Consider the following 16,674-nt stretch of genomic DNA (forward strand, 5'->3'; position numbering starts at 1 on the left):
AATTTTAATCATTTTCAACCGAAGGGCTGGTTTCTTCTGCTGTAGTTTCTACCGTACTTTCACTTGTGCTTTGTTCTGTGTTATCTGAGGACGATTCTTCAGGATAGGGATAACTGTAAATTCCGGCTTCCATATCAACTATACCTTTTATGTCCTTGGCATTCATTTCCTCTACAACTTGTGGATAATATTTCATTTTATCACTCATACCTTGAATAGATACAAGAACTTGATTTCCATCGTTCATAAAAATTTGCAATAGACTTTTGTTCTCATTAGTAGGTGCATATTTTATTTGTGAAACACCTTGACGAACTTCCTCTGATAATGCATCATATTGTTTCATTACTGCTAAGATCCGTTTTGGCCCAGTAAACCCTTCTAAAATGGGTAAAGAATCCTGATCTTTTTTAATATTTGTTGGAATTACTCTTCCATTTGCTAGTATAGGAGAATAGTTATTATCGTGTTCTAGATAAGCTACTTCCTTGTATTCTTTAATGTCCACAGCAAATTTATTAATCCCATTAAAATGAACCTTCGCATCTTGAATTCTTAATTCTTGTTTTTTAAGTCGTGTAACATGTTCATCTCGGTTAAAATACTGCGACCAAAGATTACTGCCAATTGAAAAATTTAGCTTGTTAGTAATTTCTTCCGATGAAATTTGCTCATTACCTTCAATAGAGATTCCTGACAATCTACTCAGAGGAGAAACATAGTACAACAATACCAACGCAGGAATCATAAATAAAAGAATTAAAGTTGATGATCGTCTGTATAGGCGCTTATTACGTTCATGTCTAATATTAGGCAATCGATCTAAAAATGACCCATTAACAGGGCCCTTTTTCTCTTTTTCGACATTTTCTTCATGGGCTTCTGTGTTTTCTAGCTGATCCGTTTGTTTCTCATTGGGAGTTTCAGGGATTTCTTCATTCTCTAAGTAATCTTGATCAGTTTCCTCTGCAGGAGAGTCCCCCGTCTCATTAGGATGCATTTTTAGATATTCTTGGTTTGCAAGTTGCCAAGGTGTTAATTTGCTTTTTTCATCTTTGTTATTATCAGGTGTTTCTTGATGGCTCAAGCTTATTCACCTCCTGTTTCGTTATTTCACAATACTGGTTACTAAATTCCACAAACGTTCTGCTGCATCGGGAATCCCTTCTTTTTTTGAGGCCTCAGCCATCTGCTCTCTTAATGTATGATTGTCCATAATAGAGTCAATTGCTTTTATTAAAACTTCTCCAGTTAAGTCAGCATCGCTGATCATTTCAACAGCTCCAGCATCTACTAAGCTTTGAGCATTTTTTGTTTGATGATCATTAGTTACATAGGGACTAGGAACTAAGATTGCAGGAAGTCCTAAAGCGGTAAACTCTGCAATCGAGGTAGCACCAGCACGACCAATCAATAAATCAACATTGGCCATTACGTCAGTCATATTCTTAATATACGGCTGTAAGGAAATATTAGACCAAGCTTTTCCGGCATCGAACTTTTCATTAAGTTCTTGAAAATATCTCTCTCCAGAAGCATAAAGTACTTGATAGTCCTTTTGTGATAATTGAGGCAATGCTTGAATTACCGCTTGATTTATTTTTAAGGCTCCTTGGCTTCCACCAAAAACCAAGACAGTTGGTCGTTCTGGAGTTAGCCCATAATCTGAAAGAACTTCTGATTTACCATTTGCAATAACTTCCTGTGCCCGCGGATTGCCTACCAACACAGTCTTTTTTTCTGGAAAATATTGCTTAGCATCTGGAAAACAAATTCCGACTTTATCGACAAAACGACTGAGAAATTTATTTGTAATTCCAGGTACACTATTTTGTTCATGTACAATGGTTGGTATTTTTAGTCGTGCTGCTGCGTATACAACAGACCCTGAAACATAGCCTCCAGTACCAATAACCACATCAGGTTTAAATTCTTTCAAAATTTCTTTCGAACGTTTCAAACTCTCCATGAATAATTGTAAAGTTTTTATATTATCCATTGAGATTTTACGTTTAAATCCTTGGATTTTGATAGTTTTAAATGGGATTCCTGTTTCAGGAACGATTTTATTTTCTAAACCACGGTGAGTTCCCACATACAAAAATTCTGCACTAGGATCGATCTTCTCAACGTAACGAATAAAGGCAAGAGCTGGATAAATATGTCCACCAGTTCCTCCACCTGTAACAAGTATCTTCATTATTTCTCCTACTTTTCTAACTTTCCGACTGCCTGCGTGAACTTATCACCACGAATTTCAAAACTAGAATACTGATCCCAGCTGGCATTTGCAGGGGAAAGTAAAATATTGTCTCCTGCTGCGCTGTATTCATAAGCTAGTGGCACCGCAGTTTCAACATTTTCAGTAAACAGAATTTTCTTTATTCCTGCTTTTTCAGCAGTTTCAGCTAGCTTATTTTTTGTTTCGCCAAATAGAATGATTGCTTTTATCTCATGAAATGCTGGAATTAGTTCATCAAAACCGTTACCACGATCCAATCCACCAGCTAATAAGATAACAGTTTTGTTATCGAAACCACTTAAAGCCATTTTGGTTGCTAAACTATTAGTAGCCTTTGAATCATTATAAAACTTGCGTCCGCTTATAGTTGTTACATACTGTGTACGATGAGGAACGCCTTGAAAATTAGTCATTGCTTTGTAAATTGATTCATTAGAAACATTTTTTAGCTTAGCAACAGCGATAGCAGCCAACGCATTTTCAATATTATGTTGACCCGGAACGCCTAATTCTTTCGCCTCAATGATTCTTTCGCCTTGATAATACAATCTACCGTTTTTTAAATAAGCACCATTTTCTAATTCCGTTTTAGTTGAAAAGGGAATAATGGTCGCATTACTTTGTGAACTTAGGTTCTGCAGCTCTTTGGAGTCCCAATTAATGACTAAATAATCAGACAGATTCATATTTTTCTGAATCGCCCATTTTGCTGCCACATAATTATCACGAGAGCCATGATAATCTAAATGTGCTTCATAAATATTAGTAATCACCGCAATTTGAGGATGAAATTCGTCAATTCCCATTAATTGAAAACTAGACATTTCCATTACAATATCATCAACTGATTCTGCTTTTTCAGCAACTTCACTAGCCGGAAAACCGATATTCCCTGCTAAATGAGCGTTCCCCTTTTCTCTATCTTGATTTAATAAGAGACTGATCATTGTAGTAGTTGTTGTTTTCCCATTCGTACCAGTAATACCAATAATCGGACACTCAGCAACCTGATAAGCCAATTCTACTTCGGTTAAAACTGGTATATGTAATGATTCAGCTTTTTTGACCAACGGGTTACTATAAGGAATTCCAGGATTTTTTACCATTAAAGAAAAATCTTCATCTAGTAATTCAATTGGATGACTTCCTGTAATTACTCGAATACCATCTTCTAATAAATCTTGCGCTGCTGGATTTTCTTCGAAAGGTTTTCCATCATTTACAGTAACAAGCGCGCCCAAGCGATGTAACAACTTGGCCGCACTAAACCCACTCTTGGCTAGACCCAAGACTAGAACTTTTTCATTTTCGTATTGTTTTACTTGCTTCATTCTCTTCATCTCCTACAGTACAATCACTAAAACTAGTATTGAAGCGACTAATCCAACTAACCAGAAAACAGTATCAATCTTCCATTCTGACCATCCAGATAGCTCAAAATGGTGATGCAAAGGAGACATTTTGAAAACACGCTTACCTGTTAACTTAAACGAGGTAACTTGAATCATTACACTAGCAGTTTCACAAACGTATACTAACCCAATCAGTAGCAATGTCCACTCTTGATGAAGCATAATAGAGATAGCTGCTAATAACCCTCCAAGAGATAACGATCCAACATCCCCCATGAAGATTTTTGCTGGTTTCTTATTGTAAGGAAAAAAACCGACCAGTCCACCAATTACACTTAAGCAAACAATCAATACCTCGTATTGTTGCTGTTTCCAAGCAATGATACCATAAGCTGCAAAAGAGATCGTCCCTAAACCAGAAACTAGTCCGTCAATTCCATCTGCCAAATTCACAGCATTAGAAAAACCAACTAACCAAATAATGACAAACAGACCGTATAGGATACCTAACGATAATTCTAGCCCAAAAAAGTTTAAAGTGTTACTATATCCTTCCATTTGATAAATAACATAAAATAGAACAGCAACAACTACTTGCCCAATAAATTTCTGTTTAGAGGTCAACCCTTCATTTTGTTTACGGGCCAGTTTTAGAAAATCATCTAAAAAACCGATTATGCCATAAAATACTAATACAAATAGCAACAACAAAAGTGATGCTGTCATCTTGTTTTGCCATATACTAAACCATACAATAGTGATTGCAGCTGCTGTTAAAAAACCCGCCCCCCCCATTGTAGGTGTTCCCGCTTTTACGTTATGCCACTCAGGCCCTTCATCACGAATAGCTTGACCTTGTTTTTTCATTCTAAAATAGCCAATTAAAAAAGGCATCCATGCGACAGTAATCGCAAAACTACTAACAAAAGCAATAAATAGTTGCGCCGGTTCCATTTTTTTCTCTCCAGTCCTAACTTAAGATGATTTTTAATTTTTGATTGGAGATTTCTGTGTAGGGTTCAATACTTTGTTTTGTACAATACCCTTCTCCAGTAAACTCCACTTCTATATCAAGCAGATTGGAAAGTTTTAAGATATCAGCTTTAGACCATCCACGAACATCCGGTAACTCCTTAACTCCATCAGTTAAAAGAATCAGTCGTTCATTAGACATTACTTTCTCACCTGGTTTTGATGATTGTTTTACTACTTTATTTCCATTTCCTATAACTACAGCATTTACACCGCGCTTGTTTGCATCTCCTACTGCAGTTTCCGTTTTGAGATTACGATAATCCTCTACTGTAACCTGTTGATCTTCTGTATCATTTGTATCAACTTCCTCTGATTGAAATTCCATTGCTCGATTCAACAATGGATTTGCAATTTTCCCTAATACACCTTCAGGATAGTGCTCAGGCTGTTTCAAAGTTAAGTACAAAATGAATTCGGGATCTTCAGAAGGTAACATTAATGCGATAGAATAAATATAATTGGTGTCCCCCGTTAAATAAGACCCATCTTTAAAAATTTGAGCTGTACCAGTCTTAGCCGAAATATGAGAACCAGGTACATTGTATTGATCGTATGCTGAACCATAATTTTGACTTTCTACTACATCCCGCATGTATTCACGGACTTTCTCTGCAGTTTCTGCAGTGATTGGCTCTCCAACCACTTCAGGTTTTGTCACAATTTCCTTACTAGTATTAGGATTCACCATTTTTTTTATATAATGTGGCTGAAGCATTTTTCCATCGTTTGCAATGGCCGTGTATCCTCTCATCATTTGAAAGTTTGTTACGCCAATTGCTTGTCCGTAGGCACTCATTGCTTGATCGACAATATTACTTGTAGGCATAGTTCCTTTACTTTCACCAGGGAGTCCAGAATAAGTACTTTGTCCAAAACCAAATTGTTTCAAATAGTCCGGCCATTTATCACCTAAACGCTCCTCCAACATGACCATACCAACATTACTAGACCAAGAAAGAGCTTGCCGCATAGTCAAAACACCTTTAGCCCCTAAATCATGGTCATTGATTGTTGCGTCCCCGACACTAATTTTGCCAGAATTAAAACTTTCATTTTCATTAAAGATACCCTCATTGATAGCAGCTGCAGTGGTAAAAACCTTCATTGTTGATCCAGGTTCGTAACTGTCTTCAACCAAAATATTTCGCCAAACAGAGTCCTCTCCTAATCCTTCTTTAGTTTCAGGATTGTATGTCGGACGTTGTGACATAGCAAGAATCTCACCAGTCTTAGCCTGCATTAATGTAGCAGTCATGTCAACTGGTTTAGTTTCTTCACTCACTTCATCCATTAGGGTTTCTAGATAGCTTTGCAATCCAGCATCTAACGTAGTATAAATATCTTCGCCATCTTCAGAAGATTTTTTTTCAGCTACTGTTCCTGGTAATGGATTTTGATTATTATCTTTTTGATAGACAATCTTTCCGTCTTTCCCCTTAAGCACGTCATCATAAGCAGCTTCCAGTCCAGTAACTCCACTAAGTTTCTCATTTTTATCAGGAGAAGCATATCCAATAAAATAGGAAGCAAATGCTCCATTAGGATACATACGCTTGGTGTGATCCTCAAAATAAAGGCCTCTGATTTTAGCTTGCTTCATCGATTTTTCGATCTTTTGCTTAGTTTCTTCTGAAATGTTTTTTCCCCAGGGATTAAATTCTACCTGATATAGATTATTTTTCTTACCATCTTTCAGCTTTTTCAAAGCACTGTTCTTTTTAGCACCTAACTGTTCATGCATGATCTCCGCTAATTTATCAAAATCTTTCTCTTGAGCATATAACTTCTCATCGCCTGACATATATCTTTCAGATAGAACGGCATAAATAGAATAAGAAGTGGCATCTTCAGCGATAGCCTCACCATTACGATCATAAATAGTTCCCCGCTTTGCAGGGACCACTTGCTCGCCACGATAAAGCTCCTCTGTTTTCTCCTCAAGCGAGGTACCAGCTACATGTCCTCCTGCTACAACAAAGATCATTCGCCCAGCAAACAAAAAGAACAACCCAATACTCGTAGCAAATAAAAGAATACCTACTTTTTTGCGATTGTTCATCGGAGTTAGATTTTTTTTACGGATTTTACGCTTAATCCTTTTAAAGATCATTTACTTCACTTTCCTTAAATTCTCATCGTTAATTGAAAGTCCATCTTTCTCAGCGATTTCTTTCAACCGATCAGAACGAGATAGTTCGTTCTTCTCTTGTTGTAGTTGTGTCGCTGTTTTTTCTTTTTTATCAATTTCAGTTTGTGTGTTTGTTATATCATTTTGTGTCTTGCTAATATCATTCCTTGTATTCACCATAACAATCGCCATGCCAATAAGCATAGCTAATAGTCCAACTGCAACAATCTTTTCAATGCGAGAGATTTTCTTTAAGCGATCCGCCGGAGAAACAAAGACTTCGAAAGAATCTGGCGTTTGGATTGGTTGTTCAGGTTGTGAATAATCAAACTGCGTTTGTTGATTATTTTTTAGTTCAGCCATAATTCTTATCCTTCCTTTGTTTTTTCTGCGATCCTTAATTTCGCGCTTCTCGCACGATTATTCTCTTCCAATTCTTTAGATGATGGCCCTATTGGCTTTCTGTTAACTAATTTTAACAGAGGTTGAAATTCCTCAGGTATAACGGGTAAACCTGGTGGGACATCTTTTGGTGAACTGTACTCTTTAAATATAGTCTTTACAATACGATCTTCCAATGAATGAAAAGTAATTACACTAATTCTTCCTTTTGGAACTACCAAGTGAATTGCCTGTTCTAGAGAAGATTCAATTGCACCCAATTCATCATTAACTGCAATTCGAATAGCTTGAAAGACTCGCTTAGCCGGGTGACCACCTTTTCTTCTAGCAGGGGCTGGAATCGCTTCTTTAATAAGGTCAACCAGTTCACCAGTAGTTTCTATAGGTGACTCTTCTCGCTTACGCTCAATCAAGCGTGCAATTTGTTTTGAAAATTTTTCTTCACCATAACGGAAAAAAATCTTCACTAATTCTTGATAGGAAAAATCGTTTACGACATGATAGGCACTTAAAGAAGCATGCTGATCCATTCGCATGTCTAAGGGTGCATTTTGATGATAGCTGAAACCCCGGTCGGCTTCATCTAATTGCGGGGATGAAACACCTAAATCATATAGGATGCCATCAACGGCAGTTATATCTAGTAGGGCGAGTTGATCTTTCAACTCCCTAAAATTGGCTTTAATAAACGTAACTTGTCCACGCTTTATATACTCTTTCAGGCGTACTTCGGCATTATCAATTGCCTTTTGGTCTTGGTCAAATGCATAAAGATGACCATTTCCATTTAATTGCTGAAGCAAATATTCACTGTGTCCAGCTCCGCCAAGTGTACAGTCAACATAAATACCATCAGGTTTAATATCTAACCCAGCCACTGTCTCATGTAGCAAAACAGTTGTATGTTGAAAGTCTTCCGTCATCAAAAATCCTCTTCCCTAAAATCCAAAATCTACCATTGTCTCCGCAATGTCATCAAAACTAGCTTCTGTTTCTACTGTAAACTCACGCCAACGCGTTTCGTTCCATATCTCAATTCTGTTCGCTACTCCAATAATCACGCATTTTTTTTCCAAATCGGCATGTCCTCTTAAAGTAGCCGGAATGTTAATTCGACCTTGTTTATCAATTTCGCATTCAGTTGCAGCAGAGTAAAAAAAACGAACAAATGCCCGTGCATCTTTTTTTGATAATGGCATCTCATTTAATTTTTCTTCTAACTCATTCCATTGAGTCATAGGATAACCAAATAGACAACCGTCCATACCACGAGTGACTACAAATTTCTCACCTAGTTGTTCACGCAATTTCGATGGCACAATTAAACGGCCTTTTGCATCAATATTATGCTGAAATTCTCCCATGAACATCTAGATTCACCCCTGTTCCCCACTACATGAGTTTAGTCTACCACAATCACCCACAATCTACCACATTTTCCAGGAAACAATAAACAGAGTTGTCTGACCTTCACTAACCATACTAGATTACCAATGACAATCAGTGTTTTCGACAGTTTTTTTAAAGTCTTTTATCTAAAAATCAGGCGAATAAAACTAGCAATAATCAAGATAAAATACATTACTACAGACAATAGAAATGTCATTCGCCAAAACATCTTGAAAAATCGTCCATAAACAATTTCACGATAACGATACGCTTGGAATAAAACCACCGCGATCCCTAATAATAAAATTGTCAGTAAAAAATACGGTAAAATAGAAAACGTGCTGATATGCTTCGAAATCTCATGCATTCCTACAAATAAAAATGGGACAGATATATCTGGTACTTTAATATTAAAACGTTGCTTTAGTTTTAATGCACTTACAATATAATCTGAACCTAATAGTATGATTACAGGGAAAACATACCATAATAATAAAATCGGTGAAAATGAACCCAACACACCCATTCCTTCCTACTTATAACTACTAACGACACTATACTTCATTATCATTACATTTTTGTTTCAGTTTATTTAAAATCTAGTAGATTTATCAACTCTTAACAAAGACCAATCTCTCTTCATACTTCTCAAGAATTGCTTATAATTTCTATAATGGTTATAGTAAATTTGCAGAGACTACTATTTTAGAGTATCATATTTATGAATATGTACAAGGACGGTGGCAAAATTGAAAGAAAAAAAAGCAACAAGCAATTTTTCAAAAATCACAAAAATCGTTATCTGGGCCATGCTAATTTTAATCGTTGGATCGCTTGTAATCAGTAGTCTTATTAGTATTATGTAAAAAAACCGCTGTTCCTTTCAATTGGAACAGCGGTTTTTTTACTGTTTTGCCATTGCTAGCAGTTCTTTAGCGTGCTGAACTGTTAAATCAGTTATTTCAGCACCCGCTAGCATTCTAGCTATCTCGTTTGTTCGTTTGCCTTCAGGTAACTCTTCCACCTTGGTTATCGTACGCCCATTAATAATTTCCTTTTTGATATAGAGTTGGTGATCTGCTTTTGCCGCTACCTGAGGTAGGTGTGTAATGCATAGTACTTGTGAGTTCTCGCCGATTTGATATATTTTATCTGCAATAGCTTGGGCTACTCTACCACTGACTCCAGTATCTACTTCATCAAATACAATACTTGTTAACTCTTGAGTTTTAGAGAATATTGTTTTCAACGCCAACATAATTCGTGAAATTTCACCACCTGAGGCAACCTTAACTAGAGGTTTCAACGGTTCACCAGGATTAGTAGTAATGTAAAATTCAATCTGATCTAAGCCTTCCTCTTGAAAGCCTGTTGTTTTGAACACTACCTGAAAGCGAGCATTTTCCATGTATAGCTGTTTTAACTCTTTTTGGATAGCTTTTTCCAGTTTCTGGGCTATTTTACCACGTTCAGCATGTAATCCATTAGCTTCTTCAAGAAGCCTCTCTTCTTTTTCCAAAAGTTCATTCTCCAATTGCTCTAATTTTCCTTCTGAAAAGTCTGATTCCAGTAATTCTTGACTGATTGTTTGATAGTAATCTAAAATGATTTCAACAGAATCACCATATTTTCGCTTCAACTGATGAATAAGGTCTAATCGTTCATTCACCAATTCTAACCTTTGCTCATCCATTTCTAGAGCATCTAACTGACGTCCTATCTCGCTCGCAGCATCTTGTAATAAATAGTAGGCACTACTAACATTTTCAGAAATCGTTTGATACTCTTCATCCAACGAAGCAATAGATTGAAGTTCCTGACTGACAGATCCAATTGTATCCAACGCTCCTGCCTCATCATCAGATAACCCTTGATAACTATAAGAAAGAGTATCAACAATTCTTTGGAAGTTCATCAATTTGTCTCGTTCTTCAATTAAACGTTCTTCTTCACCATTTTCAAATTGAGCATTTCCTATTTCTTCTTGTTGGAATGTTAACATATCAATCCGTTGTGCAAAAGATTGCTCATTTTGTTTATATTTATTTACACGCTTAACTAAATCAATATATTTTCTATACGATTCTTGATACGTGCGCTTGTTTTTTTGAAATTCTTTTGAGCCAAAACTATCTAACAATCTTAAGTGAGAATCCGGATTCATTAATTCTTGATGATCATTTTGACCCTGAATATCCACAATATACTGACCAATTTTTCTCAAATTTGCTAGTGTCACTGTTCTTCCATTAATTCGGCAAATATTTTTTCCAGATATGTTCATATCTCGTTGAACAATTAGTATATTTTCTTCCGTGTCAATTCCTAATTCCTCTACCAACTCTTCAAACTCAACTTGATTTGGAAGATCAAAAATACCTTCTAATAGGCAGTGATCACTTCCTTGCCGGATGTATTCTGTTGAGGAACGTGCACCTGCTAACAGGCTGACTGCGTCGATGATAATAGATTTTCCTGCTCCTGTTTCACCGGTTAACGCTGTCATTCCGTTAGTAAAAGTTAGATGCAAAGAAGAAATAATCGCAAAATTTTTGATTGTCAATTCTTGCAACATAATTTATTCTCCTACTCCTTTTGACTTCGACTGCTGATTTCTTGATATAATTCTTTCGCATTTTCTTCTAAACGAGCAATCATTAACACACTATCATCATCATTTAAAACAGCGAATAATTTCTTATTAAAATATTTCTCAATAAGGTTGGCTGCTGCGGATGCATTCCCTGGTAAGGTCTTTAACACTACCATTTTTTCCATTTGATCCGCGGATAAAAAGGCTTCCTGCAAAAGCTCATTTAAACGCTCAGACAAATTTTCTTCATTTTTATGGGGAACACTATAACGATAACCACCATTTGCCGATGGAACTTTAATTAATTTCATTTCCTTAATATCACGAGAAATTGTGGCTTGAGTAACCTTAACATCTTCCTTAGCTAATACCATTACAAAATCTTCTTGCCGTTTAATATCATGTTCATTCAACAATCGTGTAATCAAACGGTGTCGCTCTTGTTTTCGCATCGGGAGCCTCCTAACTTAATTGTTGGTGAGCTTGCGCTACTATTTCTTTCAAATCAATTGTTGGGTTTATCTTGCCTAATACATCACCTAATTTAAGGTGAGCTAAAAATTCAATGTTTCCTTCACCACCAGTAATGGGGGAATAAGTGATTGCCTCAACATCAAAACCTGTTTGTAAAGCAAACTTAGTAATATCATTTAAAACATTGAAATGCGTAACAGATTCTTTCACAATACCCTTTTTTCCAACAAATGATTTGCCCGCTTCAAATTGTGGTTTAATAAGTGCTACTACATCACCTGCAGGAGCTAAGATATTTTTAAGAGGGGGCAGGATCAGTTTTAATGAAATAAAGGAAACATCAATGGTAGAAAAATCTGGCTGACCTTTTACAAAGTCGTCTGGTTTGGAATATCTAAAATTAGTACGTTCCATTACCTCTACTCGCTCATCCTGACGAATTTTCCAAGCTAATTGATTGTATCCAACATCTAAAGCATAGCTCATTTTTGCTCCATTTTGTAGAGCTACGTCGGTAAAACCACCAGTTGAAGCGCCTATATCCAAAACAGTTTTATCAGCAATAGAAAGTTCAAATACTTGTAATGCTTTCTCTAATTTTAATCCTCCACGAGAAACATAAGCCAATTTTTTTCCTTTGATTTGCAATTGAGTATTCTCTGAAATTTTTTCACCTGGTTTATCAAGACGTTCGTTATTCTGATTATAAACTTGTCCCGCCATAATTGCTCTTTTTGCTTTTTCTCTTGTTTCAAATAATCCTTGATTAAAGGCTAAAATGTCAACTCGTTCTTTTTTCATGCTGCTCTCCTCTATAGTTCAAACAATGCAATTAGTTCATTGAACAAACTAGATTCAAAATCCTCAACTTCTTCCAGCCCTTCAACTATTTGATTAGCTAGGGTCAATTCAGCTTGCAGAGCCTCTTTTGCACCTGCTAGACCTAAAAGAGAAGGGTATGTGCTCTTTTCAGATTTTTCATCCTGACCAACATTTTTACCCAACATCTCTGTCGTTCCAATAACATCCAAAAGATCATCTCTGATTTGAAAAGCTAAACCAATATGCTGACCCAATTTCCTTAATTGTTCAATAACATAATCAGTTTGGTTAGCCAATATCCCCCCAGCAATAAAAGCAAAAGTCAGAAGAGCCCCTGTTTTGCCTCGATGGATGCTCATTAATTTTTCTAAGGATACTTGCTGCTTTTCAGCAGCCATATCTCCAGCTTGTCCAGCTACCATACCTTCTGTACCCGAAGCTTTGGCTAGCAACTGGAACAGCAAAACTTGCTTTGTTGATTCTAAAGATGTTTCACTTAACAATTGAAACGCTCCTGTTAGTAATCCATCTCCAGCCAAAATGGCTAAAGCTTCGCCAAAAACCTTATGATTAGTTGGTTTTCCTCTGCGCAAATCATCATCATCCATTGCTGGTAGATCATCATGAATCAAAGAATAAGTGTGAATCATTTCTAACGCAGCAGCAACGTGATAGGTATCCGTGTCAACTTCGCCCTTAAAAGAAACTGTAGTCGCTAAAACAATCAAGGGCCGGATTCTTTTCCCACCTGCTTTTACAGAATACGTCATACTTTTCTCTAATTGCTCATTGCTTGTATGCTCTTTGATAAAAGTTAACATAGCTTCTTCCACTTTCGGCAACTCTTTTGCTCTGAAAGATTGCAGCATGGTTAAGCTTCCTCCTCATCAGTAAATGGCACCTCTTCGTTATTTTCTGTCATCATTTTAGTTAGTGTTTTCTCAGCTTTACTCAAAGTATCTTGGCATTGTTTGCTTAACAGCATGCCTTTTTGGAATACTTCTAATGCCTCTTCTAGCGGAACATCTCCTTGCTCAAGTTGAGCAACGATAGCTTCTAGTTCGGTCAACGACTCTTCAAATGTTGCATTTTCCATTATTCTTCTCCTTTTTTTATAATTTTATCAATTGTAGTTGTGACAGTTCCGTCAACAAAATGGATGGTCAAATTCTTTTCATTTAGTTCATCTACCGAACGAATCACTTGATCATTTTGAGTGGTATAAGTGTATCCGCGGCCCATGATCTTTAACGGACTTAACAAATCCAGTGACGTGATTGAGTGGGCCATTGCTTGTTCTTTTTGCTCCATAAAAACGCTCATTTGCTGTTTCAAACGAGTAATTAAATAATCAAGTTGTTGGTGTGTATTTTTGACTCGATTGAGCGGTGTTGACTTTTCAAAACGACTAATCGCTTGTAATAGCTTCTTTTCTCGCTGATTAACTAACAATCTCGTCTCTTGTTGGAGCCTTTGAGTTAAGCGATCCAATTGAATACTCTGAGCTTCATATAAGCGCATCGGCTGACGAAAAATATACGACTGCATAATTCTTTGATAACGCTCCTTCTTTCGCTCCAATTGATTTAAATAAGCTTTTTCTAAACGACCTTGCTTCTCTTTCAAACGTAAAAGTTCTTCGCTTAATACAGGGACTGCCAATTCTGCCGCTGCAGTAGGTGTTGCAGCACGTACGTCTGCAACCAAATCAGCAATCGTTATATCTGTCTCATGCCCTACGGATGAAATAGTAGGTATTGTTGAGGAAGCAATTGCTCTAGCCACAACTTCTTCATTAAATGGCCACAAATCCTCAATTGATCCACCACCACGGCCTATAATCATAGTGTCGAACTCGCCAGATTCTGCCTGCTTAATATTTTTAACAATATTTTCAGCAGCCTTGTCACCTTGTACAACTGTTGGAAACAGAACTAACTGCGCGATAGGGTAACGACGCTTTACCGTAGTAATAATATCGCGGATTACTGCACCACTAGGACTCGTAAGTACAGCGATTCGTTTTGGAAATCGTGGTAACCTTTTTTTTGGCAATGAAAAGAGACCTTCATTGTTTAACTTCTCTTTTAATTCTGCTAATGCTTGATACAATGCACCTACGCCGTCAGGTTCCATATGTTCAATATAAATCTGATACATTCCACTTGCTTCGTAAAGCGCCACTCTTCCGACAACCAGCACTTTCATGCCCTCTTTAGGAACAAATTTTAGTTTTTGAAAAGCACCCTTAAACATTATTGCACTTATTTTGGATTGTTCATCTTTTAGGCTAAAATATTGATGATTATTAGGTCTTAATCGAAAATTTGAAATTTCTCCTGTCAAATAGATCCGCTCTAAATAGGGATCAACATCAAATTTACGTTTAATATATTTATTTAGAGCACTAACTGTTAAATACTCTTGGGTCATTTCAATCACCTAGTTTCTGGCGCCGACAGGCATCTACTGTTTGTTGCATTAACATGGTAATCGTCATGGGCCCTACTCCACGAGGAACAGGAGTGATAAAACTGGCTAGAGGTTCAACTTCATCAAATTTTACGTCTCCAATTAATTTTCCATCTTCATTACGGTTCATACCAACATCGATTACTACAGCCCCAGGTTTAATAAATTCACTTGTGACAAAATGACCCCGACCAATTGCCACAATTAAAATATCTGCTTCTCTTGCCAATTCTGGTAAATTCACTGTTTTTGAATGAGCGATCGTAACAGTGGCATCTTCTGATAACATCAGATGTGCCATCGGTTTACCAACAATATTACTACGTCCAATGATCAAAACTCTCTTACCGAATAAAGAAATATCATAGGCTTCAAACATCTTCATAATGCCATAAGGTGTGCAAGGAATCGTATGAGGAACTCCAGCAAATAGACGTCCTAAATTCATTGGATGAAATCCATCAACATCCTTGTCTGGTTCTATCGCCAACAAAATTTTTTCTTCATCTATATGTTTTGGTAATGGTAGTTGAACCAAAATACCGTGAAATTCATCAGCTTGATTGAAGAAAGCAATCTCTTCCAACAATTTTTCTTCTGAAATAGTTTCTGGATACCGCATAACCTTTGAATGAATACCGATACGTTGTGCTGCAAGTTGTTTGTTTTTCACATAAATTTGACTTGCTGAATTGTCACCAATCAGTAAAACAACAAGACCTGGACACAGCCCTGCCTCTTCTAAAGCCTTAACTTCTTTTGCTGTAGCATGTTGAAGCTTTTCGGCTAATTCTTTCCCATTAATAATTGTTCCCATACTTCCACTCCTGTACTTTATGTATGATTTGAAATGAAGCTGGAAAAAATAGCATGCTTAGCCATTTTCTCCAGCTTCATTGATCTCTTTCATTACATTCGATAAAATGCCATTTACAAATTTTCTCGATTGATCGTCGCTAAATGTTTTCGCTAATTCAATTGCTTCATTCAGTACAACACGATCGGGCACGTTTGTATTGTAAAGCATCTCATAAATTCCCAATCGCAAAATAATCAAATCCATTTTTGCAATTCGTTGTATTGACCAATTAGATCGTAAATGCTTTTGGATAATTTGATCTAATTCAGACTTATGATTTAGCACACCGTCAACTAATTCATCTAAATATTTTGGTACAAATGAATCTTCTTCTTCACTAACCCATTCTGCTTGATCCAGGCTTAGAGCATGATTGATTGCATCTCTTTTTGTTAACTCTTGATTGAAATCCAATGGGAAAAGAGCTTGTAAAGCCTTCTCGCGGATTTCATGTCGTGATAGCTCTTTACTCATTATTTCCCTCTTCATCATTGAATAATTCTTCAAGTGTTGGTTGTTCTAATTTCTCTGCTACTACTCCCACTACGTGAATATTGACTTCACTAAGAGCAACGTCGGTCATAAACATAACCTGTTGTTTCACTCTTTCCTGCATATCCATGGCAACCTTTGGTACTGAAATACCATATTCAAGATAAGTATAGATATCTACTTTCAACCCTTGCTCATCATTTGTTAAATAGACCCCTTTGCCGTGAGCGGCTTTACCTAAAAGTTCCGTGACATTGCTAGCAAACGATCCTCGCATGCCGTAGACTCCCGTTACTTTTGATGCAGCAATTCCAATAATGACTTCAATAACTTCTGGAGCAATAATAATCTCGCCAAGATCTTGATTTTCACGTAAAACTAATTTTTTTTCATCTGCCATATTAACTCTCTCCT

General features: G+C 36.7%; 19 protein-coding genes. 1 reads left to right on the forward strand and 18 read right to left on the reverse strand.

Features of this window, described 5'->3' with window-relative positions; translation table 11 throughout:
- Positions 1 to 4: 4 nt before the first annotated feature.
- From IGI46_RS16150 to IGI46_RS16190, 9 genes are all read right to left on the reverse strand, one after another.
- A complete protein-coding gene (locus IGI46_RS16150) occupies positions 5 to 1,087 on the reverse strand; it encodes a cell division protein FtsQ/DivIB (protein ID WP_429964015.1) in 1,083 nt (360 codons plus the stop codon).
- A gap of 21 nt (positions 1,088 to 1,108) precedes the next feature.
- Positions 1,109 to 2,200, reverse strand: coding sequence for an undecaprenyldiphospho-muramoylpentapeptide beta-N-acetylglucosaminyltransferase (gene murG / locus IGI46_RS16155; RefSeq protein WP_429964016.1), 1,092 nt, complete (start codon positions 2,198 to 2,200; stop codon positions 1,109 to 1,111).
- A gap of 8 nt (positions 2,201 to 2,208) precedes the next feature.
- Positions 2,209 to 3,573, reverse strand: a complete 1,365-nt coding sequence (gene murD / locus IGI46_RS16160; protein ID WP_429964017.1) for a UDP-N-acetylmuramoyl-L-alanine--D-glutamate ligase — start codon at positions 3,571 to 3,573, stop codon at positions 2,209 to 2,211.
- Between the two features lie 12 nt (positions 3,574 to 3,585).
- Positions 3,586 to 4,548, reverse strand: coding sequence for a phospho-N-acetylmuramoyl-pentapeptide-transferase (mraY, locus tag IGI46_RS16165; protein WP_429964018.1), 963 nt, complete (start codon positions 4,546 to 4,548; stop codon positions 3,586 to 3,588).
- A gap of 16 nt (positions 4,549 to 4,564) precedes the next feature.
- Positions 4,565 to 6,739: a penicillin-binding transpeptidase domain-containing protein gene (locus tag IGI46_RS16170; protein WP_429973840.1), complete on the reverse strand. Its 2,175-nt coding sequence runs from the start codon at positions 6,737 to 6,739 to the stop codon at positions 4,565 to 4,567.
- Complete coding sequence (gene ftsL, locus IGI46_RS16175) at positions 6,740 to 7,120, reverse strand: cell division protein FtsL (RefSeq protein WP_207701251.1); 381 nt, start codon at positions 7,118 to 7,120, stop codon at positions 6,740 to 6,742.
- Positions 7,121 to 7,125: 5 nt separating this feature from the next.
- On the reverse strand, positions 7,126 to 8,082 hold the full coding sequence (rsmH, locus tag IGI46_RS16180; protein ID WP_207701250.1) for a 16S rRNA (cytosine(1402)-N(4))-methyltransferase RsmH: 957 nt from the start codon (positions 8,080 to 8,082) through the stop codon (positions 7,126 to 7,128).
- 15 nt (positions 8,083 to 8,097) lie between these two features.
- Positions 8,098 to 8,529 carry a division/cell wall cluster transcriptional repressor MraZ gene (gene mraZ, locus IGI46_RS16185; protein WP_429973841.1) on the reverse strand — a complete coding sequence of 144 codons (432 nt, stop codon included), beginning with the start codon at positions 8,527 to 8,529 and terminating at the stop codon, positions 8,098 to 8,100.
- Positions 8,530 to 8,690: 161 nt separating this feature from the next.
- On the reverse strand, positions 8,691 to 9,074 hold the full coding sequence (locus tag IGI46_RS16190; RefSeq protein WP_429964020.1) for a DUF3397 domain-containing protein: 384 nt from the start codon (positions 9,072 to 9,074) through the stop codon (positions 8,691 to 8,693).
- 214 nt (positions 9,075 to 9,288) lie between these two features.
- Here IGI46_RS16190 and IGI46_RS16195 point away from each other — a divergent pair, with 214 nt between their 5' ends.
- Positions 9,289 to 9,414 (forward strand): DUF4044 domain-containing protein, encoded by a 126-nt coding sequence (locus tag IGI46_RS16195; protein ID WP_429964021.1) that lies wholly within the window; start codon positions 9,289 to 9,291, stop codon positions 9,412 to 9,414.
- A 38-nt stretch (positions 9,415 to 9,452) separates the two neighbouring features.
- On the opposite strand, the gene recN is transcribed toward IGI46_RS16195, so the two are convergent.
- Genes recN through IGI46_RS16240 form a run of 9 tightly spaced genes read right to left on the reverse strand, consistent with a single transcriptional unit; the run spans position 9,453 to position 16,660 of the window.
- Entirely contained in the window at positions 9,453 to 11,123 is a 1,671-nt protein-coding gene (gene recN / locus IGI46_RS16200) for a DNA repair protein RecN (RefSeq protein WP_429973842.1), read from the reverse strand.
- A gap of 11 nt (positions 11,124 to 11,134) precedes the next feature.
- Positions 11,135 to 11,593, reverse strand: coding sequence for an arginine repressor (locus tag IGI46_RS16205; protein ID WP_207701245.1), 459 nt, complete (start codon positions 11,591 to 11,593; stop codon positions 11,135 to 11,137).
- A 10-nt stretch (positions 11,594 to 11,603) separates the two neighbouring features.
- Positions 11,604 to 12,416: a TlyA family RNA methyltransferase gene (locus IGI46_RS16210; RefSeq protein WP_429964023.1), complete on the reverse strand. Its 813-nt coding sequence runs from the start codon at positions 12,414 to 12,416 to the stop codon at positions 11,604 to 11,606.
- Positions 12,417 to 12,427: 11 nt separating this feature from the next.
- On the reverse strand, positions 12,428 to 13,306 hold the full coding sequence (locus IGI46_RS16215; RefSeq protein ID WP_429964024.1) for a polyprenyl synthetase family protein: 879 nt from the start codon (positions 13,304 to 13,306) through the stop codon (positions 12,428 to 12,430).
- 2 nt (positions 13,307 to 13,308) lie between these two features.
- The gene (locus IGI46_RS16220) at positions 13,309 to 13,533 is read right to left on the reverse strand and encodes an exodeoxyribonuclease VII small subunit (protein WP_207701242.1); all 225 of its coding nucleotides are present in this window, start codon (positions 13,531 to 13,533) and stop codon (positions 13,309 to 13,311) included.
- Positions 13,533 to 14,870: an exodeoxyribonuclease VII large subunit gene (gene xseA / locus IGI46_RS16225; protein ID WP_207701241.1), complete on the reverse strand. Its 1,338-nt coding sequence runs from the start codon at positions 14,868 to 14,870 to the stop codon at positions 13,533 to 13,535. The genes IGI46_RS16220 and xseA overlap by 1 nt, the downstream gene beginning before the upstream one ends.
- Before the next feature lies 1 nt (position 14,871).
- Complete coding sequence (locus IGI46_RS16230; RefSeq protein ID WP_429964025.1) at positions 14,872 to 15,726, reverse strand: bifunctional methylenetetrahydrofolate dehydrogenase/methenyltetrahydrofolate cyclohydrolase; 855 nt, start codon at positions 15,724 to 15,726, stop codon at positions 14,872 to 14,874.
- A gap of 57 nt (positions 15,727 to 15,783) precedes the next feature.
- Entirely contained in the window at positions 15,784 to 16,242 is a 459-nt protein-coding gene (gene nusB, locus IGI46_RS16235; protein ID WP_429964026.1) for a transcription antitermination factor NusB, read from the reverse strand.
- A complete protein-coding gene (locus IGI46_RS16240) occupies positions 16,235 to 16,660 on the reverse strand; it encodes an Asp23/Gls24 family envelope stress response protein (RefSeq protein ID WP_429964027.1) in 426 nt (141 codons plus the stop codon). The genes nusB and IGI46_RS16240 overlap by 8 nt, the downstream gene beginning before the upstream one ends.
- Positions 16,661 to 16,674 lie beyond the last annotated feature (14 nt).

Origin of the sequence: Enterococcus sp. AZ163 (assembly GCF_050498925.1) — a bacterium.
Lineage (GTDB): Bacteria > Bacillota > Bacilli > Lactobacillales > Enterococcaceae > Enterococcus_A > Enterococcus_A ferrettii.

What these genes read in the sequence shown, in the direction of transcription:
- murG (WP_429964016.1), bottom strand. Translation starts at nt 2,200, where the DNA reads ATGAAGATACTTGTTACAGGTGGAGGAACTGGTGGACATATTTATCCA.
- murD (WP_429964017.1), bottom strand. Translation starts at nt 3,573, where the DNA reads ATGAAGCAAGTAAAACAATACGAAAATGAAAAAGTTCTAGTCTTGGGT.
- mraY (WP_429964018.1), bottom strand. Translation starts at nt 4,548, where the DNA reads ATGGAACCGGCGCAACTATTTATTGCTTTTGTTAGTAGTTTTGCGATT.
- IGI46_RS16170 (WP_429973840.1), bottom strand. Translation starts at nt 6,739, where the DNA reads ATGATCTTTAAAAGGATTAAGCGTAAAATCCGTAAAAAAAATCTAACT.
- ftsL (WP_207701251.1), bottom strand. Translation starts at nt 7,120, where the DNA reads ATGGCTGAACTAAAAAATAATCAACAAACGCAGTTTGATTATTCACAA.
- rsmH (WP_207701250.1), bottom strand. Translation starts at nt 8,082, where the DNA reads ATGACGGAAGACTTTCAACATACAACTGTTTTGCTACATGAGACAGTG.
- mraZ (WP_429973841.1), bottom strand. Translation starts at nt 8,529, where the DNA reads ATGTTCATGGGAGAATTTCAGCATAATATTGATGCAAAAGGCCGTTTA.
- IGI46_RS16190 (WP_429964020.1), bottom strand. Translation starts at nt 9,074, where the DNA reads ATGGGTGTGTTGGGTTCATTTTCACCGATTTTATTATTATGGTATGTT.
- recN (WP_429973842.1), bottom strand. Translation starts at nt 11,123, where the DNA reads ATGTTGCAAGAATTGACAATCAAAAATTTTGCGATTATTTCTTCTTTG.
- IGI46_RS16205 (WP_207701245.1), bottom strand. Translation starts at nt 11,593, where the DNA reads ATGCGAAAACAAGAGCGACACCGTTTGATTACACGATTGTTGAATGAA.
- IGI46_RS16210 (WP_429964023.1), bottom strand. Translation starts at nt 12,416, where the DNA reads ATGAAAAAAGAACGAGTTGACATTTTAGCCTTTAATCAAGGATTATTT.
- IGI46_RS16215 (WP_429964024.1), bottom strand. Translation starts at nt 13,306, where the DNA reads ATGCTGCAATCTTTCAGAGCAAAAGAGTTGCCGAAAGTGGAAGAAGCT.
- IGI46_RS16220 (WP_207701242.1), bottom strand. Translation starts at nt 13,533, where the DNA reads ATGGAAAATGCAACATTTGAAGAGTCGTTGACCGAACTAGAAGCTATC.
- xseA (WP_207701241.1), bottom strand. Translation starts at nt 14,870, where the DNA reads ATGACCCAAGAGTATTTAACAGTTAGTGCTCTAAATAAATATATTAAA.
- IGI46_RS16230 (WP_429964025.1), bottom strand. Translation starts at nt 15,726, where the DNA reads ATGGGAACAATTATTAATGGGAAAGAATTAGCCGAAAAGCTTCAACAT.
- nusB (WP_429964026.1), bottom strand. Translation starts at nt 16,242, where the DNA reads ATGAGTAAAGAGCTATCACGACATGAAATCCGCGAGAAGGCTTTACAA.
- IGI46_RS16240 (WP_429964027.1), bottom strand. Translation starts at nt 16,660, where the DNA reads ATGGCAGATGAAAAAAAATTAGTTTTACGTGAAAATCAAGATCTTGGC.